Source organism: Pseudomonas sp. B21-023 (assembly GCF_024749165.1).
Classification (GTDB): domain Bacteria; phylum Pseudomonadota; class Gammaproteobacteria; order Pseudomonadales; family Pseudomonadaceae; genus Aquipseudomonas.
The window spans coordinates 1,391,039-1,414,675 of sequence record NZ_CP087190.1; the positions used below are offsets into that span (position 1 = coordinate 1,391,039).

Annotated in this window: 18 protein-coding genes, 2 tRNA genes and 3 rRNA genes; 17 read left to right on the plus strand and 6 right to left on the minus strand. The window is 61.8% G+C overall.

Features of this window, described 5'->3' with window-relative positions:
- Positions 1 to 97: 97 nt before the first annotated feature.
- From LOY42_RS06315 to LOY42_RS06340, 7 genes are all read left to right on the plus strand, one after another.
- Entirely contained in the window at positions 98 to 790 is a 693-nt protein-coding gene (locus LOY42_RS06315; protein ID WP_139669342.1) for a M949_RS01915 family surface polysaccharide biosynthesis protein, read from the plus strand.
- A 112-nt stretch (positions 791 to 902) separates the two neighbouring features.
- The gene (locus tag LOY42_RS06320) at positions 903 to 1,229 is read left to right on the plus strand and encodes an aspartate-semialdehyde dehydrogenase (protein ID WP_139669343.1); all 327 of its coding nucleotides are present in this window, start codon (positions 903 to 905) and stop codon (positions 1,227 to 1,229) included.
- Positions 1,230 to 1,288: 59 nt separating this feature from the next.
- Positions 1,289 to 1,450, plus strand: coding sequence for a hypothetical protein (locus tag LOY42_RS06325; RefSeq protein ID WP_173862462.1), 162 nt, complete (start codon positions 1,289 to 1,291; stop codon positions 1,448 to 1,450).
- A gap of 135 nt (positions 1,451 to 1,585) precedes the next feature.
- Entirely contained in the window at positions 1,586 to 1,702 is a 117-nt protein-coding gene (ccoM, locus tag LOY42_RS26445) for a cytochrome c oxidase subunit CcoM (protein WP_023629476.1), read from the plus strand.
- Positions 1,703 to 1,884: 182 nt separating this feature from the next.
- Positions 1,885 to 3,873: an FUSC family protein gene (locus tag LOY42_RS06330; protein WP_102684691.1), complete on the plus strand. Its 1,989-nt coding sequence runs from the start codon at positions 1,885 to 1,887 to the stop codon at positions 3,871 to 3,873.
- Positions 3,860 to 4,066 carry a DUF1656 domain-containing protein gene (locus tag LOY42_RS06335; protein WP_102684692.1) on the plus strand — a complete coding sequence of 69 codons (207 nt, stop codon included), beginning with the start codon at positions 3,860 to 3,862 and terminating at the stop codon, positions 4,064 to 4,066. The genes LOY42_RS06330 and LOY42_RS06335 overlap by 14 nt, the downstream gene beginning before the upstream one ends.
- Positions 4,067 to 4,077: 11 nt before the next feature.
- Positions 4,078 to 4,938 (plus strand): HlyD family secretion protein, encoded by an 861-nt coding sequence (locus LOY42_RS06340; RefSeq protein ID WP_046854497.1) that lies wholly within the window; start codon positions 4,078 to 4,080, stop codon positions 4,936 to 4,938.
- A 109-nt stretch (positions 4,939 to 5,047) separates the two neighbouring features.
- Here LOY42_RS06340 and LOY42_RS06345 read toward each other — a convergent pair whose 3' ends face one another.
- Positions 5,048 to 5,776 (minus strand): SDR family oxidoreductase, encoded by a 729-nt coding sequence (locus LOY42_RS06345; protein ID WP_198755482.1) that lies wholly within the window; start codon positions 5,774 to 5,776, stop codon positions 5,048 to 5,050.
- Positions 5,777 to 5,877: 101 nt separating this feature from the next.
- Here LOY42_RS06345 and LOY42_RS06350 point away from each other — a divergent pair, with 101 nt between their 5' ends.
- The gene (locus LOY42_RS06350; protein ID WP_258600041.1) at positions 5,878 to 6,657 is read left to right on the plus strand and encodes a LysR family transcriptional regulator; all 780 of its coding nucleotides are present in this window, start codon (positions 5,878 to 5,880) and stop codon (positions 6,655 to 6,657) included.
- 21 nt (positions 6,658 to 6,678) lie between these two features.
- Here LOY42_RS06350 and LOY42_RS06355 read toward each other — a convergent pair whose 3' ends face one another.
- Complete coding sequence (locus LOY42_RS06355; RefSeq protein WP_258600043.1) at positions 6,679 to 7,437, minus strand: SDR family NAD(P)-dependent oxidoreductase; 759 nt, start codon at positions 7,435 to 7,437, stop codon at positions 6,679 to 6,681.
- A 113-nt stretch (positions 7,438 to 7,550) separates the two neighbouring features.
- On the opposite strand from LOY42_RS06355, the gene LOY42_RS06360 reads away from it, so the two are divergent.
- Positions 7,551 to 8,468 (plus strand): LysR family transcriptional regulator, encoded by a 918-nt coding sequence (locus LOY42_RS06360; protein WP_102684696.1) that lies wholly within the window; start codon positions 7,551 to 7,553, stop codon positions 8,466 to 8,468.
- On the opposite strand, the gene LOY42_RS06365 is transcribed toward LOY42_RS06360, so the two are convergent.
- Positions 8,407 to 9,621: a GAF domain-containing sensor histidine kinase gene (locus tag LOY42_RS06365; protein WP_139669349.1), complete on the minus strand. Its 1,215-nt coding sequence runs from the start codon at positions 9,619 to 9,621 to the stop codon at positions 8,407 to 8,409. The genes LOY42_RS06360 and LOY42_RS06365 overlap by 62 nt on opposite strands.
- Before the next feature lie 183 nt (positions 9,622 to 9,804).
- Here LOY42_RS06365 and LOY42_RS06370 point away from each other — a divergent pair, with 183 nt between their 5' ends.
- Positions 9,805 to 10,125: a DUF2025 family protein gene (locus LOY42_RS06370; RefSeq protein ID WP_102684698.1), complete on the plus strand. Its 321-nt coding sequence runs from the start codon at positions 9,805 to 9,807 to the stop codon at positions 10,123 to 10,125.
- 17 nt (positions 10,126 to 10,142) lie between these two features.
- Here the strand turns inward: LOY42_RS06370 and LOY42_RS06375 are convergent, their stop codons facing one another.
- Positions 10,143 to 12,725: an EAL domain-containing protein gene (locus LOY42_RS06375; RefSeq protein WP_139669351.1), complete on the minus strand. Its 2,583-nt coding sequence runs from the start codon at positions 12,723 to 12,725 to the stop codon at positions 10,143 to 10,145.
- Between the two features lie 52 nt (positions 12,726 to 12,777).
- Positions 12,778 to 13,854: a diguanylate cyclase gene (locus LOY42_RS06380; RefSeq protein ID WP_139669353.1), complete on the minus strand. Its 1,077-nt coding sequence runs from the start codon at positions 13,852 to 13,854 to the stop codon at positions 12,778 to 12,780.
- 125 nt (positions 13,855 to 13,979) lie between these two features.
- Here LOY42_RS06380 and LOY42_RS06385 point away from each other — a divergent pair, with 125 nt between their 5' ends.
- Complete coding sequence (locus LOY42_RS06385; RefSeq protein WP_258600047.1) at positions 13,980 to 15,074, plus strand: MBL fold metallo-hydrolase; 1,095 nt, start codon at positions 13,980 to 13,982, stop codon at positions 15,072 to 15,074.
- Here LOY42_RS06385 and LOY42_RS06390 read toward each other — a convergent pair.
- Positions 15,071 to 15,946, minus strand: coding sequence for a formate/nitrite transporter family protein (locus LOY42_RS06390; protein ID WP_102684702.1), 876 nt, complete (start codon positions 15,944 to 15,946; stop codon positions 15,071 to 15,073). The genes LOY42_RS06385 and LOY42_RS06390 overlap by 4 nt on opposite strands.
- 460 nt (positions 15,947 to 16,406) lie before the next feature.
- Between LOY42_RS06390 and LOY42_RS06395 the strand changes: the two genes are divergently transcribed.
- The 6 genes from LOY42_RS06395 (at position 16,407) to LOY42_RS06420 (ending at position 23,563) form a co-directional block, all read left to right on the plus strand.
- A 16S ribosomal RNA gene (locus LOY42_RS06395) occupies positions 16,407 to 17,943 on the plus strand.
- 86 nt (positions 17,944 to 18,029) lie between these two features.
- A tRNA-Ile gene (locus tag LOY42_RS06400) sits at positions 18,030 to 18,106 on the plus strand.
- Between the two features lie 24 nt (positions 18,107 to 18,130).
- Positions 18,131 to 18,206 (plus strand) — tRNA-Ala (locus tag LOY42_RS06405).
- 245 nt (positions 18,207 to 18,451) lie between these two features.
- Positions 18,452 to 21,345 (plus strand): 23S ribosomal RNA (locus LOY42_RS06410).
- Between the two features lie 134 nt (positions 21,346 to 21,479).
- Positions 21,480 to 21,595 (plus strand): 5S ribosomal RNA (gene rrf / locus LOY42_RS06415).
- Together the 16S, 23S and 5S rRNA genes with 2 tRNA genes alongside form the textbook arrangement of a ribosomal RNA operon.
- 324 nt (positions 21,596 to 21,919) lie before the next feature.
- On the plus strand, positions 21,920 to 23,563 hold the full coding sequence (locus LOY42_RS06420) for an acetolactate synthase large subunit (RefSeq protein WP_102685196.1): 1,644 nt from the start codon (positions 21,920 to 21,922) through the stop codon (positions 23,561 to 23,563).
- The last annotated feature ends 74 nt before the right edge of the window (positions 23,564 to 23,637 follow it).

Below are 23,637 nucleotides of genomic sequence, written 5' to 3' on the forward strand. Positions count from 1 at the left end.
CTGGCCATGTTACCGGATCGGCTGCGCCAGACCAAAGAATCTCAGTGAGTCTAGCGTGTTCATCGACGAACACCCGTCACGAGGGCCATGCGCCAACATGTTTGCCAAGCACCGCTGGTTGAACGTCACCTTGGGCCTGGGCAGCCTGGCGCTGCTGGCCGCCTGTGAACAGAAAAGCTTCGAGATCCTGCCGCCGATCCCGGTCGAGCAACTGGAAGTGCTCGGCGTGCAGACGCCGATCAAGAGCGTGCATTTCCATGACCGCGAGGGCGAGGGCCTGCTGGTGCTGAGCCGGGTCGACGGCCAGGCCACCGACCCTGATACCGAGGAGGAAGTCGACAAGGTGGTGCTCAAGGCCACCCTGTATGGCCGCGCCGCCAGTGCCGATGTCTTCAAGGCGCGCTGGCAGATCGAGCAGGAGACCACCTGCGCCGGCCTGGACCTGGACGTCGACTTCTACACCGATGTCAGTGATGTCGGCGACCTGAACAAGGACGGTGTCGCTGAAGTGACAGTGGCCAGCCATGCCTTCTGCGGTGGCGGTATCGACCCCCACGACATCGCCATCGAGATGCGTGAAGGCCAGGCGATCTACACCATCACCGGCCAGTCGCTGATCAGCCCGCCAGGTGAAGACCCGTTCGGCGGCGAGCGCGAAGACAGCGCCTCGTTGAAGAACGCCCCGCCAGGGGTGCGCGAACATATGGATGCGGTCTGGCAGCAGGTCTACAAGCGGCCATGGAGCGAGTCGAGCCCTTCACCCGACGATCCGGACGAAGACGCCGAGTAGGCCCGCGCTATACTCCAGCGCAATGCGGCGTTGTGACACGCCGCACACCTTCGACCGCAGGCATTCAAGGCGGCGCGCCATCAGCCGACAACAAGGCTACAGGAGACCTCCCATGCTGCCGCCGATCATCCCGCTCAGTGCCGCCCCCGTGACCTCGCAAAACGACCCGGTCAAACCGCCGCCGACCATTCCACCGGTGGTGCCCACGCAGCCGACCTCCAGCGATGGCACCATCGACCTGAAGAATCATCGTGATCCCGAAGAGCAGGCCTTGCTGTTGCGTGACGAGCAACGCCGCCAGCAAAAAAGGCGCAAGCAGGCTGAGGGCGATCGTTACGAGGCGGTTCCGGGCGAGGAACTCAATGCCGACAACACCGTGCCGGTGGCGCCGCTGGGCGAGCGCACGCGCCAGGGGCTGCTGGTGGATATCGAAGTCTGACTAGTCAGCGCCCAGGCAAGCCTTCATCATTAAGGCCTCTGCTGTCCGTCGAGCCCACCATGAGCCAAGACAAACTGATCGACTTCGGCGCCGAACGCGCCAAACGTATCCACGACCTCAATGACAAGCGTCTGGACGACATGCGCCAGGCCTTCGAGCAGGCCTTGCCGCTGGGGCAGGGCAAGAAGAAAAAGCCCAAGGGCAAATCGAAGAAGCGCTGAAACTTGATGCAGGTCAAACCTGCACCCGCCTCCCGCGCCCGGCCCCGGGCGCCATTGACTCCGGTCAATTTTCCCCCTCCTCGCATTGGTTACCTTGCACCCATCGGATGACGGCACATCAAGGGAGGAGCCGACATGTTCTTCGACAACGTGGTTATCGCCGGGGTGGTAACAGTCGGGTTGATGTTGGCCTTCTTCGCCGGTCTGGGCATTTTCATCTGGAAGGACTCGAAAAAGCGCAACCAGCGCTGATCCTTCCCGATACACGAGCACGCAAGGCATTTAGGGCGACTTCGGTCGCCCATTTTTTTGCCTGCGAAAATCTGCCTGCGATTACTTAGATGATTAGCTAGCTAATTAATCGTTTCCGCTTTATCCTTCCTCCCGTTGTCTATCTTTCTTCCTATTACCCCAGCGCGCCCAAGGTCCGTTTCGTGCCCATCACCTTCCAGGCCCTGTTTGCCCCCAGCAGCCTCGCCCTCAAGTTCGCCATCAAGACCTTGCTTGGTGGCGGCCTGGCTTTGTGGTTGGCGATGCGCTGGGGCCTGGAGCAACCGGCGTGGGCGCTGATGACTGCCTTCATCGTCGCCCAGCCGTTGTCGGGGATGGTGGTGCAGAAGGGCCTGGCGCGGTTGGCCGGCACCCTGGTCGGCACTTGCATGTCGGTGGTGTTCATCGGCCTGTTCGCCCAGACCCCATGGCTGTTCCTGCTGACCCTGGCCTTGTGGCTGGCCCTGTGCACCGCCGCCTCGACCCAGTTGCGCAGCGCCTGGGCCTACGCGTTCGTGCTGGCCGGCTACACCGTGGCGATCATCGCCCTGCCGGCGGTCGACCACCCGCTGCAGGTCTTCGACCAGGCCGTGGCGCGCTGCACCGAGATCTGCCTGGGCATCGTCTGCGCCACCGTCACCAGCGCGCTGCTCTGGCCCATGCGCGTGGAGCAGCAACTGGCCGACCAAGCCCGCCAGGCCTGGCAGAACGGCCTGCAGGCGGCCAACGCCATGCTTGGCGGCGAAGACGAGGCACGCGGCGGCCTGCTCGACAGCCTAGGGCGCATCGTCGCCATCGATGCCCAGCGCGAACATGCCTGGTTCGAAGGCAGTCGTGGCCGCCAGCGCGCCCGGGCGATCAGCGGCCTGAGCCAGACACTGATGGTGCTTTTGCGCATCTCACGCTCGGTGCGCAGGCAGTGGCGCCAGCTTGACGAGGGTGAAGCCAGGCATCTGGCGCCATGGCTGGACGAGGTTCGCGCTCACCTGGCCAGCCCCGAGCAGCCCAGCTTGCTGGTGTTGCGCCAGCGTGTCTGGGACGCTGCCCACGACGAGCGGATCAGCCCCGCCGAGCATTACTGTCTGGCGCGCCTGACCTTGCTGCTGGACTACACGATGGCTTGCGCCCAGGCCCTCGACGACGTCGAGCAGGGGCGGGCGCCGAGGCAGGCGACGCAGAGCCTGGCAACCCATCGCGACTTGTCCCTTGCCCTGCTGTTCGGTTCGCGCAGCGCCCTGGCCTTCCTGGCCATGAGCAGTTTCTGGCTGGCCACGGCCTGGCCATCGGCGCCAGGCGGCCTGGTGCTCACCTGTGTGGTCTGCAGCCTGTTCGCCAGCCGCGAGAATGGCGCGCAGATCGGCCTGAGTTTCCTGCGCGGCATCCTCCTGGCCATCCCGGTGGCGTTCCTGGTGGGGCAGATCCTGCTGCCGCAATGGAGCAGCTTCGCCATGCTCTGCCTGGGCATGGGTGTGCCGTTGTTCTTTGGCGCCCTGGGCATGGCCCACCCGCGTACCGGGGCGACCGCCACGTCCTATTGCCTGCACTTCATCGTCCTGGTCGCGCCGCTCAATGCCATGCATTTCGATGTGGCGACCATGCTCAACAGCGCCCAGGCCATGCTGCTGGGCGTGGGCGCCGCGGTAATGGCGTTCCGCTTGCTGGTGCTGCGTCACCCGGCCTGGCTTGGCCGGCGCCTGCGCGCCGCCACGCAAGGCGATCTGGTGCGCCTGACCCGGCGCGACCTGCGCGGCGCCGACAGCTGGTTTGGCGGGCGCATGGCCGACCGCCTGATGCAACTGGCGCGGCATGCCAGCGAATTGCCCGAGGCCGAGCGCAAGCGCTGGGACGACGGCCTGCACGGCCTGGATATCGGTGACGAACTGGTGCACCTGCGCATGTGCCTGGCCGTGGCCAAGGCGCCGCTGGGCAATGCCGAGCGCCAGTACCTGCAGCAGTTGCAGGCGGTCCTTGCCAGCGGCCCGGCGCCGGGGCGTGGCCAGCGCCTGGACGCTGCCAGTGAACAGTTCATCGAGGCCCTGCGCCGCCAGCCGCCCAGTGACCCGCTGCGCCTGGCCATCGGCGCGGTGCTGCAATTGCGCAAGAGCTGGGGCAAGTGGTGCCGCTGGCAGGAGGAAACCCATGGGGTTGCGTGAGTGGGCACTGGGCGGCGTGCTGCTCAGCCCGTTTCTGATCTATGTGCTGCTGGCGCTGGTGCTCACCGGGCTGTTGCGTTTCATCGTGCAGGCCACCCCCCTGGGGCGATGGATCTGGCACGAGGCTTTGTTCGACGCTGCGCTGTTCGTCTGTGTGCTGTATGGGGTGGTGCGCCTGTCAGGCCCTTTGTAAGGAGTAAGTCCATGCGTACAGTCGTACGTACCCTGGTCACCCTGTGTGTGGTGATCCTTGCTGTTTTTGCTGGCTATCAACTGTGGCAGTACTACATGCTCACGCCTTGGACCCGGGATGCCCGGGTGCGTGCCGACGTGGTGGTGATCGCCCCAGACGTGTCGGGCTGGGTCAGCGCGTTGAAGGTGCATGACAACCAGCAGGTGAAGGCCGGCGACCTGCTGATGAGCATCGACCGCGAACGCTTCCAGGCCGCCTTCGACCAGGCCACCGCCGTGGTCGAGACGCGTACCCAGCAGTTGCGCCTGCGCGAGCGCGAGGCCGCCCGGCGCACCGCGCTGGGGCCGGAGGCGATCAGTGCCGAACTGCGCGAGAACGCCCAGATCAACGCCGCTGTCGCCCGTGGCGAACTGCACGAGGCCGAGGCTCAGTTGCAAGTGGCGAAGATCAACCTGGCCCGCAGCGAAGTACGCGCCCCGCGGGGCGGGCATATCACCAATCTGCGGCTGGCCGAGGGCAATTTCGTCAACACCGGGCAGTCGGTGATGGCGCTGGTGGACGATGCCACTTTCTATATCCAGGCGTATTTCGAAGAAACCAAGCTGCCGCGGATTCGCGTCGGTGACCCGGTCAAGGTCTGGCTCATGGGCGCCGGCGACGCGATGCAAGGGCAGGTAGAAAGCATCAGCCGGGGGATCACCGACCGCAACTCGACGCCGGATGGGCAGTTGCTGCCAGAGGTGGAGCCGACGTTCAACTGGGTGCGGCTGGCGCAGCGCATACCCGTGCGCATCCGCCTGGACCAGGTGCCGGAGGGCGTGACCCTGAGCGCCGGTATGACGGCCAGCGTGCAGGTGCACGAAGCGCCTTGAAGGGGCAGGCCAGCTCCCCCTGGGATTGCACATGACTTGAAGCCGGCGCGGTCGGTGTGGGAGCCGCCTGGCCGGCGAAAGGGGCGTATGGCGCCCCCAGTACTCAGCCTCAAGGCTGCTGGGCGGTCGCTGCCAGCACGATCTCGCGAATGCATACCTGCTGCGGCTGCTGGTAGGCCCAGACGATTGCCCCGGCGACATCTTCCGCCGACAGCACCACGCCGCCCATGTCATTGGCCTTCCAGGCCTCGTAGTCGCGCTTGATGCCCGCGTCGGTGGTATGCCCGAGCAGCTCGGTCTCCACTGCGCCCGGCGCGATGGTCACCACTCGCACATTGTGTGGCGCCAGCTCCTCGCGCAGGTTCTCCGACAATCCGTGCACGGCGAACTTGCTGCCTACGTAGGCCACATGGTTGGGGAAGGTCTTGCGTCCGGCCACCGAGCTGACGTTGATCAGGGTGCCATGGCGCCGCTCGACCATCCCGCCGACCAACGCGTGCACGCCGTTGAGCAGGCCTTTGACGTTGATGTCGAACATGCGCTCCCATTGTTCCGGGTCCTGTTCGTGCATTTGCCCCAGCAGCATCACCCCGGCATTGTTCACCAAGGCATCGGCGGGCCCGTACACGGCTTCGGCCTCGGTCACGGCGGCGACCAGTGCTGCGCGGTCGCGGATATCCACGGCGCGGCACAGGCAATCGGGCAACGCCAGCGCCTCCAGGCGATCCAGGCGGCGGGCGACCAGCAACAGCGGATGGCCCGCGGCGGAAAAGCGTTGGGCGGTGGCGGCGCCTATGCCGGAGCTGGCGCCGGTGATGATGATCAGGGGTTTGTTCATGGTTGCCTCCCAGGCATAATCGCTTTCGATGGCCAGGATTCTAGATAGCCCTTTCGGCCATGAAAAACGGCTTATTTCTCTGGCTGGCATCGGTTCTATCTATGGATATCCGTCATCTCAAGGCATTTATCGCGGTCTTCGAAGCGCGCAACATCACTGTAGCCGCCCAGCGCCTGTGCGTGGCGCAACCGACCTTGTCGGTGACCATCCGCCAGCTGGAGGACGACCTGGGCGCCGAGCTGTTCCTGCGTCAGGCCCGTGGGGTCGAAGTCAGCGAGCAGGCGCGTGAGCTGTATCCCCAGGCCTGCCGCATGGTGGCCGAGGCCGACGCGCTGCGCCTGCGCTTTCGCCAGGGGCAGGAGCGGGTGCCTTTGGCCCTGGGCATCGAGGCGGACATCGCGCCGGCCCAGGTCGAGGCTTGCGTGCGCCTGGCCAGCCAGGCGGTTGCGGGCCTGCAATTGACCTTGCTGGCGGGGTGCGACGGGGATGCGCGGCTGGCCGACGAGGCCCAGCGCTGCGAGGACGAACTGTTCCTGCCGTTGTGGGAGGAGGCCTTCGTGCTGGTAATGGCGACCGGCAGCCAGCCGGACGGGCGCTGGATCACCTGTCCGCAGCATCCTTCACACCAGCGCCTGATGGGGTTGTACGGCGAAGGCGAGCAGGTTGGCCAGGCCGGTTCGTTGCAACTGGCGCTGGCCATGGTCGCCGCCGGGCTGGGCGCGGCATGGTTGCCGCAGTCCCTGGCCGAGCGCTGTCCCGGGGTCTACTGGCGGCCCGGCAGCGGCCTGGCACTGCGGCGCCGGGTCGGCCTGTGCATCACCTATGAGGCTTTGTCACTTCCTGCCGTCGCTGCGCTGCACCAGGCCTTGAACCGAGCTTGAGCGCATTGCGCAGCGTGCTCCTCAGAGGAACATGCCCCCCGACACCTCCAGCCGCTGCCCGTTGATCCAGCCATTGCCATCTTCCAGCAACAAGGCGATGGCCGCGCCGATATCGTCGGGCAGGCCGACCCGGCCCAGCGCGGTATTGCCGGCGATGTAGTCATTGACCTGCTGGTTGTCACGCACCACGCCCCCGCCGAAATCGGTCTCGATGGCGCCCGGCGCGAGAATGTTCACACGGATGCCGAGCGCGCCCAGCTCCTTGGCCTGGTAGCGGGTCAATACTTCCATGGCGCCCTTCATGGCTGCATAGGCGGCATAGCCGGGCAGGGCGAAGCGGGTCAGGCCGGTGGAGATGTTGACGATGCGCCCGCCATCGGCCAGCAGCGGCAGAAGGTGCTGGGTAAGGAAGAACGGGCCTTTGAGCTGGATGTTCAGCAACTGGTCGAACTGCGCCTCGCTGGTCTCGCTGAATGGCACGTTCAGGCCGATGCCGGCGTTGTTTACAAGGAAGTCCAGCTGACGGCGCCCGAACTGCTGTTCAAGCGTGTCGCCCAGGCGTTCGGCGAAGCCTGCGAAGCTGGCGCTGTCGCTGACATCCAATTGCAACATGGCGGCGCGCCCGCCGGCCTGCTCCAGCGTGGCCGCCACGGCGCGGGCTTCGTCGGCCTTGCTATGGTAGGTGCCGATGATGTCGATGCCACGGGCGGCCAGGTGTTCGGCGGTGTTCCTGCCCAGGCCGCGGCTGGCGCCGGTGATCAGTGCGATCTTGCGAGTCATGTCGGTTACCTTTGGTGGGTGGCTGTGGCTGACAGGTTATTGGTCGGACAGGTGCTGTTAAATCCAGGAGATCCGGAAATACTGTTCGCGCCAATTGGACAATTAGGGGCCGTATGAACAAGTTGGAGCTGCTGCGTACCTTTGTCAGGGTCAGCGAGCTGAGCAGTTTCACCCTGGCCGGCGAAAGCCTGGGCCTGCCGCGCTCGACCGTTTCCGAACAGGTGCGGGCGCTGGAAAACCTGCTCGGCACGCGCCTGCTCAACCGCACCACGCGCCGGGTGCGCACGACCCAGGACGGCGCCTTGCTGTACGAGCGCAGCAAGGACCTGTTGTCGGGCATGGACGAGATCGAGAGCCTGTTCAGCGCCGACGACGCCGAGCTGGCCGGGCGTCTGCGCATCGACCTGCCGACCATGATGGCGCGGCGGGTCATCGTGCCGGCGCTGCCGCGTTTTCTCGAGCGTTTCCCGCGCCTGGATGTAGAGATCAGCTGCACCGACCGCCAGGTCGACCTGTTGCGCGAAGGCTTCGATTGCGTGATGCGCATCGGCGCGCTCAGCGACCTTGACGTGGTGGCGCGCCCGGTCGGGCGCCTGAGCATGCGCAATTGCGCCAGCCCCGCCTATCTCGAACGCCACGGTGTGCCGCGCCGCCTGGAGGACCTGGATAGCCACCGGCTGGTCCACTACGTACGCAACCTCGGCGCGCGCAGTGCCGGGTTTGAATACGAGCAGGGCGGCGAACTGCGCTTCCAGGCCATGGCCGGCGTGGTCACGGTGAACAACGCCGAGGCCTATTCCGCCGCCTGCCTGGCTGGGCTAGGCCTGATCCAGGTGCCGGCGGTAGGTGTCGATGAACACCTGCGCGCGGGTGAACTGGTGTCGCTGCTCGAGCCCTGGCAGGCGCGGGCCATGCCGGTGTCGCTGTTGTATGCGCGGCAGCGCCATGTGCCGCGCCGGGTCCAGGCGTTCATGAACTGGCTGGCGGTGCTCCTGGAGTCCCAGGTCGATCCTTCGGTAGGCGAAAACTGAACAGGGTGCCGCCCTCGGCACTGGAGGTCACCTCCATGCGGCCGCCGTGGGCGAGGGCGATCTGCTTGGCAATGTACAGCCCCAGGCCCAGGCCGGGCTGGGGCGCGCCAGAGATCGGCCGGCTGAAAGGTTCGAACAGCAAGGGCAGGGTTTGCGGGGCGATCGGCGTGCCCTGGTTGTGCACGCTCAGGTCGAACGTACTGTCGCTGAGGCTGGCGCGCACGGTCACCGGGCCTTGTGGGTCGCCATGAAGGAGGGCATTGGCGATCAGGTTGGACAACAGTTGCATGATTCGCTCGCGGTCACACAGCAGGCCGCCGACCTGGCCAATGTCGAGGATGATGCGCCGCTGCGGGTGGACACGCTGCAGCTCGGAGGCCACATGGCCGAGGGCGTCCGGCAGATCGTGGCAGGGTTGCAGGTTCAAGGGGATCCCGGCACCAAGGCGGCCACGGGCGAAATCCAGCATGTCGCGCACCAGCTCGGTGGCCCGCTGGCCACAGGTGAGGATATGCAGGGCGATGGCCCGCTGCTTGTCGTGCGTCAGGCGCTGGCTGAGCAGTTCGGCACCGGCGGTGATGGCGAACAGCGGGTTGCGCAGGTCGTGGCCGAGCACGGCAATGAATTGCTCGCGGACCTCGGCCATGGCCCGCTCTTTGTGCAGGGCGAGCTCGGTGCGCTGGGCGTTTTCCTCGCTTTCGATCTGAATGGCCAGCAGGCGAGCGAACGATTCCATCATTGGCTGTATCGCCGTGCCCTTGAGCGGCGTTGGCTTGGCGTCCAGGGCGCAGATGGTACCGAAGAAGCTGCCGTCGGTACGTAGCACCGGAACTGAAATGTAGCTTTCGAAGCGGTACTGGCGCGGGGCGTGGTGACGGCAGTACTGCTCGTCCTCGCTGGCCTTGTCGATCACGATGGTACGGCGTGTGCTGCGGATTTCGTGGCACAGTGTGGTGGCGACCTCGAGTTCGCCGCCAACCTCGAGGCCGAATCCCAGGGTGTCGAGCACCGCGCAGGCCGTCCAGTTGCTCTCGGTCACCCGGGCCACGGCGGCAAAGCGCAGGCCAGTGGTCTCGCAGATGACCTGGAGGATGGCCGGCACGGCGTTGATGCGACCAATAATGGCAATGTCGGCGGTGACGGCCTGGGTCATGAGGGGCGGATCCGATAACAACGAAGGGGCTCGAAAATCCAGTCTAGCGGGCCTTGGCGCGAGGGGCGAAAAACCTTGGCGAACGGTCTGGCACTTGGGTTAGGCTGGCACTTGCGCGTTGCCCGCCAGAGGCGACCGCCCCCTCTGCGTGCGTCACTTCCGAATTCTTTGCGAGGTTACGCCATGGCCATCACATCCCAGGACATCTGCATCGCCGCCGACCAGCTCAAGGGCTTCGTCGGCTTTCACGGCAAGCGCGGCACCCATATCGTGCGGTTTTCAGAGGACGCGTTCGGCATGGACGTGGCCGACGACAGCATCACCCCCTGCAGCGAGTTCGTCTGGCGGCCCGAGGCCGATGCGCGCATGGCGCTGTGCCGGGAGCGCCTGGCGTTGCTGCTGGAGCAGCATGTGGACGATCGCTTGAACATCGGCGAGCCCTTGCGCATCTACCTCAACCGTACCGACCTGCCCGAAATCGTGGCTGAGCGCAGCCTGCGCTGAATCCCGTGGCAGCGCGTTCAGGACGCATCCTGGCGAACTTCCCGGTTCGCCAGCAGCGCCTCGAACCCTGCCCGGTCCACGGGCTTGCTCAGGTAGTAGCCCTGCACCTCGTGGCACTGCTCCTTGTCCAGCGCCTTCAATTGCTGCTCGGTCTCCACGCCCTCGGCGGTCACCGTCAGCCCCATGGCCTTGCCCAGGTTGATGATCGCCTGGACCACGGCCCGGTCGTTGCCGCTCTGGCTGCTCAACCCGGCGATGAAGCGCTTGTCGATCTTGATGCTGTCGAAGGGGTAGGTACGCAGGTAGCCCAGTGACGAGTAGCCGGTGCCGAAGTCATCCATGTTCAGGCGCACGCCCAGTTCCTTGAGCGCGAGCATGGTGCCCAGGGCGCCTTCGATGTCGTTGAGCATCACGTTCTCGGTGATTTCCAGCTCCAGGCGCTGGGCCGGGAAGCCGGTGTCCAGCAACACCTGGCGCACATCGGCGACCACATCGCTGCGGGAGAATTGCGCAGGCGACAGGTTGACCGAGACCAGCAACTCTTCGGGCCAGTCACGGGCATTGCGGCAGGCTTCTTCGAGTACCCAGCGACCCAGCGGGACGATCAGGTCGCTCTGTTCGGCCAGTGGGATGAAGGTGTCTGGCCCTATCAGCCCTTCTTGCGGATGCTCCCAGCGCAACAGGGCTTCCACCGAGACGATGCGCAGGTCGTCCAGGCGATAGCGTGGCTGGTAGTGCAGCACGAACTCGTGCTGCTTGATCGCCCGGCGCAGGTCGTTTTCCAGCTGGCGGCGGTACTGGATCTGCTGGTTCATTTCCGGCGAGAAGTAGCGCCAGGTGTTCTTGCCGTCGGCCTTGGCCTGGTACAGGGCGATGTCGGCGCAGCGGATCAGTTCGCCGGCATCGTAACCCTGGGCCCGGGTCTGGGCGATGCCGATGCTGGCGCCGATGTGCAACTGGTGTTCCTCGAAGCCAATGGGCTGCTGCAAAAGGTCGAGCAGGCGCGCGCAGAAACGGTCGATTTCACTGCGGTTGTCCAGGCCGTGCAAGACCAGGACGAACTCGTCGCCGCCCAGGCGAGCGACCAGGTCATTGTCGCGGGTGGTGTCGCGCAGACGGCCGGCCACCTCCTGTAGTACTGCGTCGCCGGCCGGATGGCCGAGGGAATCGTTGATCGGCTTGAAACTGTCCAGGTCCAGCAGCAGCAGGGTCAACGGTGGTGAATCGCTGCCGCGCAACAACGCCTGCTCGAGGTGGCGCGACAGTTTGTTGCGGTTGGCGAGGCCCGTCAGGGCATCGTGCATCGACAAGTGCTGGATGCGGGCATGGGCGGCGACCTCGTCGGTGATGTCGCTGGCGGTGCCGCGAAAGCCGGCGAGCTTGCCCTCGTAGACGATCGAGCGCGCCGAGACGCGGCAGTAGCGGTTCTGGCCGCTGGCGTCATCGTAGTTGCAGCGCAGGTTGGCCAGTTGCTGCGGGTTGTCGTCGGCCTGGCTGTCGAGCCACGGCAGCAGGGGCGTGGTGTCGCAGGCCAGCAACTGGTTGAGCGGCTGGCCGAGCCAGTCCTCGATGCGGTAGCCGGTGACGCTGACGAAGCGCTGCGACAGGTAGGTCAGACGGTGATGGCGGTCGGTTTCCCAGATCCAGTCGGAGGCGGCTTCGGCCACTGCGCGAAAGCGCTGCTCGCTGGCTTCCAGGGCGCGATTGCTCTGCTGCAATCGCAGCAGGCTTTCATCTATTGCCTGGGAACTGCGCAGGGCGTGGCGGAACAGGTAGAGCAGCACCAGGCCAAGTACCAGCAGTACTGCCAGCAGCGGCGGCAGAAAGGCATGAAGCAGTTGGCGGCCCGGCAACGGTGTGTTCCAGACCAGGTGATAACCGGTTTCGCCGAGGGCGATATGCGGTTGCCCGGCCTGGGCAACAGCGTTTTTTTCCAGGCGCATGCCAGTCAAACCCGCGCCTTTGCCCAGCACTGCGAGCTTGGCTTCGGTCAGCTGGTCGACGAACACCATCACCGGCGCCTGTTTTACATCAGCCTCGGTCACTTCCTTGTCCGGGCGTACTGCCGCGGCGCTGAGTACTGCGGGCCAGCCGTTGAAACGTACGAAATGGGTTACCTGCTCGCGGGCCGGGGCCGCCCTGCGCGCGGCGGCGATGATCGCTGCCAGGGGGCTGTCGATATGGGCGCTAGCCGGCGAATCGGTGGGTTTGCCCTTGAACAGGGCGTAGGTGGTGTGGCCATCCTCAACCACGAACACGCCTTCGTAGCCGCTGGCGCTGTACAGCGACTCACCGACGTTCTTCTCGTCATACGCCCACTGCCAGTCGACCTTGCCTACCAGATGTTCGTAGGCGACGTCCCAGACGGCGTAGCTGGAGAGGAACTGACGCGAGGCCACCAGCCGCTGCTCCAGCGCCTGGGTGGCCTGGAAGGTGCTTTGCTCCAGCGCCTGGCGGTCCAGCGTGGCGGCGATGTTGAACAGCGCCACCAGGGTGAACACGCAAGCGAGCCCGAACAGCGCGCAGAAACCGCCGACCAGTCGGCGCACCTGCAGGCGCGAGGTGGGGCTGGAGGGTGAAAGGTCGACGTTCCTGTCCATGTACGGGCGACTCCTTCAACTGCTGTCTTGCGCCCGAGGCCTGGGCGAAGGTTCAGTCAGGATAGGCCAGCCTGAGCGTGGCGGCCTCGCCGCGAGCGAAATTGACCTGGTCGCGACCCTGGCGCTTGGCGGCATACAGAGCCTTGTCGGCCTGTTCCAGCCAATGCTCGGGCGAGGCGAGGTCGGGTTGAAAGTCCGCCAGGCCGATGCTCAGGCTGATGCGCAAGCCCGGCAAGTGCGGGTTGCGGTAGGCGGCCACGCGTTCGCGCAGGCGCTCCATGGCCTGGCAGGCCTGGGCTTCGTGGGTGCCGGGGAGGATCACGCAGAACTCGTCGCCGCCATAGCGCCCGGCCAGGTCGTCCTCGCGCAGGGTGCGCTTGAGCTCCTGGCTGAGCTGGCGCAACACGCAGTCGCCGACCACATGGCCGTAGGTATCATTGATGGTCTTGAAGTGGTCGATGTCGATCAGCGCGATGACCGCTGGCAGCCGCTGCTGCTGGCAGATCTGGAACTTGAGCAGCAGCAGGTCTTTCCACGAGCCATGGTTGAGCAGTCCGGTGAGGCTGTCGGTACGGCTCAGGGCGCTGAGGCGGCGCTTGTGTTCGGTCAGCTTGATCGCCAACTGGTAGCACACCCAGCCCAGGGCCAGGGGGTAGAGGGTCAGCATCGGCAGGCAGGCGAGGACCTGCAACTGCGTGGCCTGTGTCTGTAGGCCGGTGCCGAGCAGCGTGGTGGCCAAGAGCATGCCGCACAGCTGCGCCAACAGGCCGCGCAGCAGCACGCGTTTGCCACCGGCGGCGACGTTGTTCATGGTCATCATCGACAGGATGGTGACGCTGGGTAGCGGGTTGAAGTGGATAGCTGCGGCCCAGAAACCGCCCATCAGCGAATCCAGCAGGATGTTGCGCTGCTCGGCCTGGTACGGGGAGGCCGAGCGCAGGGCCCACTGGTAGGCCACGTGTGGCCAGGCCAGGCCATTGAACAGCAGCAGGGCCCAGGCCCAGGGCGGTGGGGTCAGCGGGGCGATGGCAGCCATCACGCTGAACAGGCCGATTCCCAGGCCGATGATGCGCGGCAGGTAGATGCGCCTGACGAAAGAGAGCCCCTTGCCGCTGCGATTGTCGATCATGGTTGTCGTTCTTCTGTGGAGCGCCGTTTATCGCATAAGTAATGTGAATATTGTTGAACAATCGTTCATCGGCGAAAAATGACCTTACAAGCCATTTCACGGTTGATCCGACCCTGTGGAGTAATATGAAGGCTTTCCTCTTTTGCGGAGTGCTGTTGCTCATGGTCTCCATGGCTACCCCCGCCGGCGAGCCGGCTCCGTATCGGGACGGGCGCTTTCACAACCAGGTCGAACTGCCCAAGGACGGCGTGCTCAAGAAGTTGCGCATCGGCGTCAAGTACCTGCTGCTGCGCAAGCCACCAAAGACCCGGCCAGACGCAGCGCTCAGCCTGCAGCCGATGACGCGCCAGCAGGTGGCTGACGCACCGGATCACAGCTTGTGGCGCCTCGGCCATTCCACTGTGCTGCTCAAGTTGCGCGGGCGCTTCTTCATTACCGACCCGGTGTTCGCCGAGCGCGCCTCGCCGGTGCAGTGGGCCGGGCCGTTGCGCTTCCATGCGCCGCCGCTGGCGCTGAGCGACCTGCCGCCACTGACCGCGGTGATTCTCTCCCACGACCATTTCGACCATCTGGATGAGCAGGCCATCCGCCAGCTGGCACCGCGCACCGAGCATTTCCTCGCGCCGTTGGGCGTGGGGGACCTGCTCGTCGAGTGGGGCGTGCCGCCGGCCAAGGTGCGGCAACTGGACTGGTGGCAGGAAACCGAAGTCGAAGGCGTGCGCTTCGTCGCTACGCCTGCCCAGCACTTTTCCGGGCGCGGGCTGTTCGACAGCAACCGCAGGCTCTGGGCGTCCTGGGTGATGATCGACGAAGGGCTGCGGCTATTCTTCAGCGGCGATACTGGCTATTTCGACGGTTTCCGTGAAATCGGCGAGCAGTATGGGCCGTTCGACCTGACCCTGATGGAGACTGGCGCCTATAACGTTGCCTGGCCCAATGTGTACATGCAGCCGGAACAGACCCTGCAGGCGCATCTGGACTTGCAAGGCCGCTGGTTGTTGCCGATTCATAACGGCACCTTCGACCTGTCCATCCACGGTTGGCAGGAGCCCTTCGAGCGTATCCTGGCCCTGACCAACGCCGCCCAGGTGCAATTGAGCACGCCGCAGATGGGCGAGCGGGTCAGCCTCGACTCGCCGCACCCCGGGCAGAACTGGTGGCGGCCACGGCCATTGCCGCAGCGGGGCAGGGGAGTCGAGCGGGCGGTTGCGGCGCGCTAGTCCTTTTTCGGCTTTTCATCCTTGAGCAATTGCGAGGGGGGCTTGCCGCTGTCGCTGCGAACCTGGGCGTGGCTGATCAGGGCAAAAATGAAGCTGCCGCCGATGATGTTGCCCGCCAGGGTGGGTAGTGCGAAGTCCAGCCAGAACGCCTGCCAGGTTTCATCGCCGGCCCAGACAAGGTACGACACTTCCACCGAGCCCACGACAATGTGGGTGAAGTCGCCCAGGGCCATCAGGTAGGTGATCACCAGGATGATCCAGATCTTGGCGTGCTCCATGGAGGGGATCATCCAGACCATGGTGGCGATCATCCACCCGGAGACGATGCCTTTGGCGAACATCTGGCTGATGTCGTTGGTCATCACCTTGCGGCCCACCTCAAGGAAGGCGATGTCGGTCTTGCTGTCGAAGATTGGCAGTTCGAGCATCACCCAGGCCACCAGCAGCGTGCCGGCCAGGTTGCCGAGCAGCACGACGCTCCACAGGCGCAACAGCCGGCCGAGGTTGCTCAGGGTGGGCGCGGTCATAACTGGTAGCACGGCGGTCAGGGTGTTCTCGGTGAACAGTTGCTGGCGGGCCAGGATCACTGCCAGGAACCCCGCGCTGTAGCCCAGGCTGGCGATCACCTGGGCGCTGTCGCCTTCCGGCAGGCGGGCATAGAACAGCCCCATGGCCATCAATGACAGGCCCATGGTCAGGCCTGCCGCCAGTGCCGACCACCACAAGGCGGCGAGGGTGCGCTCCAGTTCCTGGTCACCCTGGTAGCGGATGATCTCGTGCAACACTGCCGCCCGCGGCGGCTGGTTGTGGCTGACTTCCTGCTCTTCGTCCGCCGACAGCCCCGGGGTCTTCTCATTCTGTGCATCGCTCATGGCAAAGCCGCTCCGCTTGCGTGTTTCTCTACAGAGCGGCAACCGTGGCGAATAGTTGCCGACGTGCCGCTGGATGGTGATCGAAAGTTTTTTCAGATCAAGGTGTTGACTCTGAAATCAAACCGCGTATTATTCGCCTCCTCGCAGCGTTGAACGCCACGAGGCAAGCGGTAAGTTGTTGAGGTAGAAGGTGTTTTGCAAAAAGCGACTTCTGAAAAACTTCAAAATAAACGCTTGACAGCAAATGAGGAAAGCGTAGAATGCGCGCCTCGGTTGAGATGAAAAGCTCTTGGCCAAACGCTCTTTAACAAATTGAATCAAGCAATTCGTGTGGGTGCTTGTGAGTACGGACTGATAGTCGCCAAGATTATCAGCATCACAAGTGGCCATGCGAGAAATCACATAGTCATTTGAGATTGCTGAGCCAAGTTTAGGGTTTCTTAAAAACCCAAGCAGTATTGAACTGAAGAGTTTGATCATGGCTCAGATTGAACGCTGGCGGCAGGCCTAACACATGCAAGTCGAGCGGATGACGGGAGCTTGCTCCTTGATTCAGCGGCGGACGGGTGAGTAATGCCTAGGAATCTGCCTGGTAGTGGGGGACAACGTTTCGAAAGGAACGCTAATACCGCATACGTCCTACGGGAGAAAGCAGGGGACCTTCGGGCCTTGCGCTATCAGATGAGCCTAGGTCGGATTAGCTAGTAGGTGAGGTAATGGCTCACCTAGGCGACGATCCGTAACTGGTCTGAGAGGATGATCAGTCACACTGGAACTGAGACACGGTCCAGACTCCTACGGGAGGCAGCAGTGGGGAATATTGGACAATGGGCGAAAGCCTGATCCAGCCATGCCGCGTGTGTGAAGAAGGTCTTCGGATTGTAAAGCACTTTAAGTTGGGAGGAAGGGCAGTAAGTTAATATCTTGCTGTTTTGACGTTACCGACAGAATAAGCACCGGCTAACTCTGTGCCAGCAGCCGCGGTAATACAGAGGGTGCAAGCGTTAATCGGAATTACTGGGCGTAAAGCGCGCGTAGGTGGTTCGTTAAGTTGGATGTGAAAGCCCCGGGCTCAACCTGGGAACTGCATCCAAAACTGGCGAGCTAGAGTATGGTAGAGGGTGGTGGAATTTCCTGTGTAGCGGTGAAATGCGTAGATATAGGAAGGAACACCAGTGGCGAAGGCGACCACCTGGACTGATACTGACACTGAGGTGCGAAAGCGTGGGGAGCAAACAGGATTAGATACCCTGGTAGTCCACGCCGTAAACGATGTCAACTAGCCGTTGGAATCCTTGAGATTTTAGTGGCGCAGCTAACGCATTAAGTTGACCGCCTGGGGAGTACGGCCGCAAGGTTAAAACTCAAATGAATTGACGGGGGCCCGCACAAGCGGTGGAGCATGTGGTTTAATTCGAAGCAACGCGAAGAACCTTACCAGGCCTTGACATGCAGAGAACTTTCCAGAGATGGATTGGTGCCTTCGGGAACTCTGACACAGGTGCTGCATGGCTGTCGTCAGCTCGTGTCGTGAGATGTTGGGTTAAGTCCCGTAACGAGCGCAACCCTTGTCCTTAGTTACCAGCACGTTATGGTGGGCACTCTAAGGAGACTGCCGGTGACAAACCGGAGGAAGGTGGGGATGACGTCAAGTCATCATGGCCCTTACGGCCTGGGCTACACACGTGCTACAATGGTCGGTACAGAGGGTTGCCAAGCCGCGAGGTGGAGCTAATCTCACAAAACCGATCGTAGTCCGGATCGCAGTCTGCAACTCGACTGCGTGAAGTCGGAATCGCTAGTAATCGCAAATCAGAATGTTGCGGTGAATACGTTCCCGGGCCTTGTACACACCGCCCGTCACACCATGGGAGTGGGTTGCACCAGAAGTAGCTAGTCTAACCTTCGGGAGGACGGTTACCACGGTGTGATTCATGACTGGGGTGAAGTCGTAACAAGGTAGCCGTAGGGGAACCTGCGGCTGGATCACCTCCTTAATCGAAGACATCAGCCTGCTGATGAGCTCCCACACGAATTGCTTGATTCATTGTGTAAAGACGATGCTGTAACGCGACCCTGTTATAGGTCTGTAGCTCAGTTGGTTAGAGCGCACCCCTGATAAGGGTGAGGTCGGCAGTTCAAATCTGCCCAGACCTACCAATTACTTGGTGCGGCTGGTCAAATGGGGCCATAGCTCAGCTGGGAGAGCGCCTGCCTTGCACGCAGGAGGTCAGCGGTTCGATCCCGCTTGGCTCCACCACTCTTTCAGGTTTCGCAGCACTGCTCAGAACTTAGAAATGAACATTCGGCGATGAATGTTGATTTCTGACTTTTGTCAGATCGTTCTTTAAAAATTCGGATATGTGATAGAAATAGACTGAACACCCGTTTCACTGCGGGTGGATCAGGCTAAGGTAAAATTTGTGAGTTCTGCTCGAAAGAGCGACGTGCGAATTTTCGGCGAATGTCGTCTTCACAGTATAACCAGATTGCTTGGGGTTATATGGTCAAGTGAAGAAGCGCATACGGTGGATGCCTTGGCAGTCAGAGGCGATGAAAGACGTGGTAGCCTGCGATAAGCTTTGGGGAGTCGGCAAACAGACTGTGATCCAGAGATCTCTGAATGGGGGAACCCAGCCAGCATAAGCTGGTTATCTTGTACTGAATACATAGGTGCAAGAGGCGAACCAGGGGAACTGAAACATCTAAGTACCCTGAGGAAAAGAAATCAACCGAGATTCCCTTAGTAGTGGCGAGCGAACGGGGACCAGCCCTTAAGCTGGTTTGAGATTAGTGGAACGCTCTGGAAAGTGCGGCCATAGTGGGTGATAGCCCCGTACACGAAAATCTCTTGCCAGTGAAATCGAGTAGGACGGAGCACGAGAAACTTTGTCTGAACATGGGGGGACCATCCTCCAAGGCTAAATACTACTGACTGACCGATAGTGAACCAGTACCGTGAGGGAAAGGCGAAAAGAACCCCGGAGAGGGGAGTGAAATAGAACCTGAAACCGTATGCGTACAAGCAGTGGGAGCCTACTTTGTTAGGTGACTGCGTACCTTTTGTATAATGGGTCAGCGACTTATATTCAGTGGCGAGCTTAACCGAATAGGGGAGGCGTAGCGAAAGCGAGTCTTAATAGGGCGCTTTAGTCGCTGGGTATAGACCCGAAACCGGGCGATCTATCCATGGGCAGGTTGAAGGTTAGGTAACACTGACTGGAGGACCGAACCGACTACCGTTGAAAAGTTAGCGGATGACCTGTGGATCGGAGTGAAAGGCTAATCAAGCTCGGAGATAGCTGGTTCTCCTCGAAAGCTATTTAGGTAGCGCCTCATGTATCACTGTAGGGGGTAGAGCACTGTTTCGGCTAGGGGGTCATCCCGACTTACCAAACCGATGCAAACTCCGAATACCTACAAGTGCCGAGCATGGGAGACACACGGCGGGTGCTAACGTCCGTCGTGAAAAGGGAAACAACCCAGACCGTCAGCTAAGGTCCCAAAGTCATGGTTAAGTGGGAAACGATGTGGGAAGGCTTAGACAGCTAGGAGGTTGGCTTAGAAGCAGCCACCCTTTAAAGAAAGCGTAATAGCTCACTAGTCGAGTCGGCCTGCGCGGAAGATGTAACGGGGCTCAAACCATGCACCGAAGCTACGGGTATCACCTTTTGGTGATGCGGTAGAGGAGCGTTCTGTAAGCCTGTGAAGGTGAGTTGAGAAGCTTGCTGGAGGTATCAGAAGTGCGAATGCTGACATGAGTAACGACAATGCGAGTGAAAAACTCGCACGCCGAAAGACCAAGGTTTCCTGCGCAACGTTAATCGACGCAGGGTTAGTCGGTCCCTAAGGCGAGGCTGAAAAGCGTAGTCGATGGAAAACAGGTTAATATTCCTGTACTTCCAGTTATTGCGATGGAGGGACGGAGAAGGCTAGGCCAGCTTGGCGTTGGTTGTCCAAGTTTAAGGTGGTAGGCTGAGATCTTAGGCAAATCCGGGATTTCAAGGCCGAGAGCTGATGACGAGTGCTCATTAGAGCGCGAAGTGGTTGATGCCATGCTTCCAAGAAAAGCTCCTAAGCTTCAGATAACTGGGAACCGTACCCCAAACCGACACAGGTGGTTAGGTAGAGAATACCAAGGCGCTTGAGAGAACTCGGGTGAAGGAACTAGGCAAAATGGCACCGTAACTTCGGGAGAAGGTGCGCCGGTGAGGGTGAAGCACTTGCTGCGTAAGCCCACGCCGGTCGAAGATACCAGGCCGCTGCGACTGTTTATTAAAAACACAGCACTCTGCAAACACGAAAGTGGACGTATAGGGTGTGACGCCTGCCCGGTGCCGGAAGGTTAATTGATGGGGTTAGCGCAAGCGAAGCTCTTGATCGAAGCCCCGGTAAACGGCGGCCGTAACTATAACGGTCCTAAGGTAGCGAAATTCCTTGTCGGGTAAGTTCCGACCTGCACGAATGGCGTAACGATGGCGGCGCTGTCTCCACCCGAGACTCAGTGAAATTGAAATCGCTGTGAAGATGCAGTGTATCCGCGGCTAGACGGAAAGACCCCGTGAACCTTTACTATAGCTTTGCACTGGACTTTGAGCTTGCTTGTGTAGGATAGGTGGGAGGCTTTGAAGTGGGGACGCCAGTTCTCATGGAGCCATCCTTGAAATACCACCCTGGCAACCTTGAGGTTCTAACTCAGGTCCGTTATCCGGATCGAGGACAGTGTATGGTGGGTAGTTTGACTGGGGCGGTCTCCTCCCAAAGAGTAACGGAGGAGTACGAAGGTGCGCTCAGACCGGTCGGAAATCGGTCGTAGAGTATAAAGGCAAAAGCGCGCTTGACTGCGAGACACACACGTCGAGCAGGTACGAAAGTAGGTCTTAGTGATCCGGTGGTTCTGTATGGAAGGGCCATCGCTCAACGGATAAAAGGTACTCCGGGGATAACAGGCTGATACCGCCCAAGAGTTCATATCGACGGCGGTGTTTGGCACCTCGATGTCGGCTCATCACATCCTGGGGCTGAAGCCGGTCCCAAGGGTATGGCTGTTCGCCATTTAAAGTGGTACGCGAGCTGGGTTTAGAACGTCGTGAGACAGTTCGGTCCCTATCTGCCGTGGACGTTTGAGATTTGAGAGGGGCTGCTCCTAGTACGAGAGGACCGGAGTGGACGAACCTCTGGTGTTCCGGTTGTCACGCCAGTGGCATTGCCGGGTAGCTATGTTCGGAAGAGATAACCGCTGAAAGCATCTAAGCGGGAAACTTGCCTCAAGATGAGATCTCACTGGAGCCTTGAGCTCCCTGAAGGGCCGTCGAAGACTACGACGTTGATAGGTTGGGTGTGTAAGCGCTGTGAGGCGTTGAGCTAACCAATACTAATTGCCCGTGAGGCTTGACCATATAACACCCAAGCAATTTGCTAACGCAGATTGCGGTGGTGAAGACGAAACGAACCGAAAGTTCGCGACGAACCACAAATATCGCATATCCGAATTGGCTGGCATGTCTGCAAAGACGTACTGGCAACCGAATTTCTTGACGACCATAGAGCATTGGAACCACCTGATCCCATCCCGAACTCAGTAGTGAAACGATGCATCGCCGATGGTAGTGTGGGGTTTCCCCATGTGAGAGTAGGTCATCGTCAAGATTCATTTCGCAAAACCCCTATCTGCGCGAGCAGGTAGGGGTTTTGTCTTTTGTGCGTTCCGACAAGCCCGCTCCCACGGTATTCTGTTCCTACACGGGATCCGTTTGCTGACAATCACGCAAAAATCCTTTGCTCGTCGGCTACCTCACATCGCCGCGTCACAGGTGCGACAATATTGCCGTCACATTAAGTGACTTCCCCGTACCTACCCTGCGTCAAGGCTTAGGTTCGGGGCAATCCTGGCACCCGGACCGAGCGATGCCAGCGTACCGTGCTGCGCATTTCTGGACTTTCACCGTCCTATTACTTGAGGTTAGAAGCAAGATGGCCAAGGCCGCCGATGTCGTTGTGCAATGCCTGGAAAACGAAGGTGTCGAGTATGTGTTCGGCATTCCCGGTGAGGAAAACCTCGACCTGCTCGAGTCCCTGCGCAAGTCGAAGATCAAGCTGGTACTGACCCGCCACGAGCAATCCGCGGGCTTCATGGCCGCCACCTACGGCCGCCTGACCGGCAAGACCGGCGTCAGCCTGTCGACCCTCGGCCCTGGTGCGACCAACCTGGTGACCGCCAGCGCCTACGCCTACCTGGGCGGCATGCCGATGATGATGATCACCGGCCAGAAACCGATCAAGAAGTCCAAGCAAGGCCGTTTCCAGATCATCGACGTGTGCGGCATGATGGACCCCATCACCAAGTACACTCACCAGTTCGCCTCGGCCGACAACATTCCTGCGCGCATGCGTGAAGCCTTCCGCCTGGCGGAAGAAGAGAAGCCGGGCGCCGTGCACCTGGAATTGCCGGAAGACATCGCCGCCGAGCAGACCGACGCCCTGCCGATTCCGCGCAGCCTGCACCGTCGCCCGCTGGCCGAGCACGTGGCCATCGAAGCCGCCGTGCAGAAACTGCAGAACGCCCGCAACCCGATCCTGGTGATCGGTGCCGGCGCCAACCGCAAGATGACCGCCAAGGTCCTCAAGCAACTGATCGACAAGACCGGCATCCCGTTCATCACCACCCAGATGGGTAAAGGTGTGGTCGACGAGCGTCACCCGCGCTTCCTGGGTAACGCTGCGCTGTCCTCCGGTGACTTCGTTCACCGCGCCGTCGAAGCTGCCGACCTGATTGTCAACATCGGCCACGACGTGATCGAGAAGCCACCGTTCTTCATGGTTCGTGGCGGCACCGAAGTGATCCACGTGAGCTTCCGCTCGGCTGAAGTCGATGCCGTGTACTTCCCGCAAGTAGAAGTGATCGGCGACATTGCCAACGCCGTATGGCAGATCAGCGAAGCGCTGACCGATACCAGCCACTGGGACTTCACCCGCCTGATGGCCATCCGCGAAGCGAACGAAGCACAGATCGCCGAAGGCGCCGACGACGACCGCTTCCCGGTCTATCCGCAGCGCATGGTTGCCGACATCCGTCGCGCCCTGCCGTCTGAAGGCATCGTCGCCCTGGACAACGGTATCTACAAGATCTGGTTCGCCCGCAACTACAAGGCCCACAAGCCCAACACCGTGCTGCTGGACAACGCCCTGGCGACCATGGGCGCCGGCCTGCCATCGGCCATGGCCTCGCACCTGGTGTACCCGGATCGCCCGGTCATCTCGGTCTGCGGCGACGGCGGCTTCATGATGAACAGCCAGGAGCTGGAAACGGCAGTTCGCTTAGGGATGCACATCACCGTGGTGATCCTGCGTGACGACGGCTACGGCATGATCCGCTGGAAGCAGGCCAACATGGGCTTCACCGATTTCGGCCTGGACTACGGCAACCCGGACTTCGTCAAATACGCCGAAGCCTACGGTGCCAATGGCCACCGTGTGGAAAGCGCCGAAGCCTTCCTGCCGCTGCTCGAGCACTGCATCAAGACCCCTGGCGTGCACGTGATCGACTGCCCGGTCGACTACAGCGAGAACGACCGCATCCTCAACAGCGAGCTTCGTGAGCGCGCGCTGGCGGTCTAAACCGTAGCACCCTCATCGCGGGGCAAGCCCGCTCCCACGCCATCCGCAACCACAGAGCTAATACAGGGCTTGTG

Coding starts and splice junctions, on each gene's coding strand:
- LOY42_RS06420 (WP_102685196.1), top strand. CDS start 21,920: ATGGCCAAGGCCGCCGATGTCGTTGTGCAATGCCTGGAAAACGAAGGT.
- LOY42_RS06385 (WP_258600047.1), top strand. CDS start 13,980: ATGAAGGCTTTCCTCTTTTGCGGAGTGCTGTTGCTCATGGTCTCCATG.
- LOY42_RS06380 (WP_139669353.1), bottom strand. CDS start 13,854: ATGATCGACAATCGCAGCGGCAAGGGGCTCTCTTTCGTCAGGCGCATC.
- LOY42_RS06335 (WP_102684692.1), top strand. CDS start 3,860: ATGGGGTTGCGTGAGTGGGCACTGGGCGGCGTGCTGCTCAGCCCGTTT.
- LOY42_RS06340 (WP_046854497.1), top strand. CDS start 4,078: ATGCGTACAGTCGTACGTACCCTGGTCACCCTGTGTGTGGTGATCCTT.
- ccoM (WP_023629476.1), top strand. CDS start 1,586: ATGTTCTTCGACAACGTGGTTATCGCCGGGGTGGTAACAGTCGGGTTG.
- LOY42_RS06355 (WP_258600043.1), bottom strand. CDS start 7,437: ATGACTCGCAAGATCGCACTGATCACCGGCGCCAGCCGCGGCCTGGGC.
- LOY42_RS06390 (WP_102684702.1), bottom strand. CDS start 15,946: ATGAGCGATGCACAGAATGAGAAGACCCCGGGGCTGTCGGCGGACGAA.
- LOY42_RS06315 (WP_139669342.1), top strand. CDS start 98: ATGTTTGCCAAGCACCGCTGGTTGAACGTCACCTTGGGCCTGGGCAGC.
- LOY42_RS06345 (WP_198755482.1), bottom strand. CDS start 5,776: ATGAACAAACCCCTGATCATCATCACCGGCGCCAGCTCCGGCATAGGC.
- LOY42_RS06375 (WP_139669351.1), bottom strand. CDS start 12,725: ATGGACAGGAACGTCGACCTTTCACCCTCCAGCCCCACCTCGCGCCTG.
- LOY42_RS06360 (WP_102684696.1), top strand. CDS start 7,551: ATGAACAAGTTGGAGCTGCTGCGTACCTTTGTCAGGGTCAGCGAGCTG.
- LOY42_RS06365 (WP_139669349.1), bottom strand. CDS start 9,621: ATGACCCAGGCCGTCACCGCCGACATTGCCATTATTGGTCGCATCAAC.
- LOY42_RS06320 (WP_139669343.1), top strand. CDS start 903: ATGCTGCCGCCGATCATCCCGCTCAGTGCCGCCCCCGTGACCTCGCAA.
- LOY42_RS06325 (WP_173862462.1), top strand. CDS start 1,289: ATGAGCCAAGACAAACTGATCGACTTCGGCGCCGAACGCGCCAAACGT.
- LOY42_RS06370 (WP_102684698.1), top strand. CDS start 9,805: ATGGCCATCACATCCCAGGACATCTGCATCGCCGCCGACCAGCTCAAG.
- LOY42_RS06350 (WP_258600041.1), top strand. CDS start 5,878: ATGGATATCCGTCATCTCAAGGCATTTATCGCGGTCTTCGAAGCGCGC.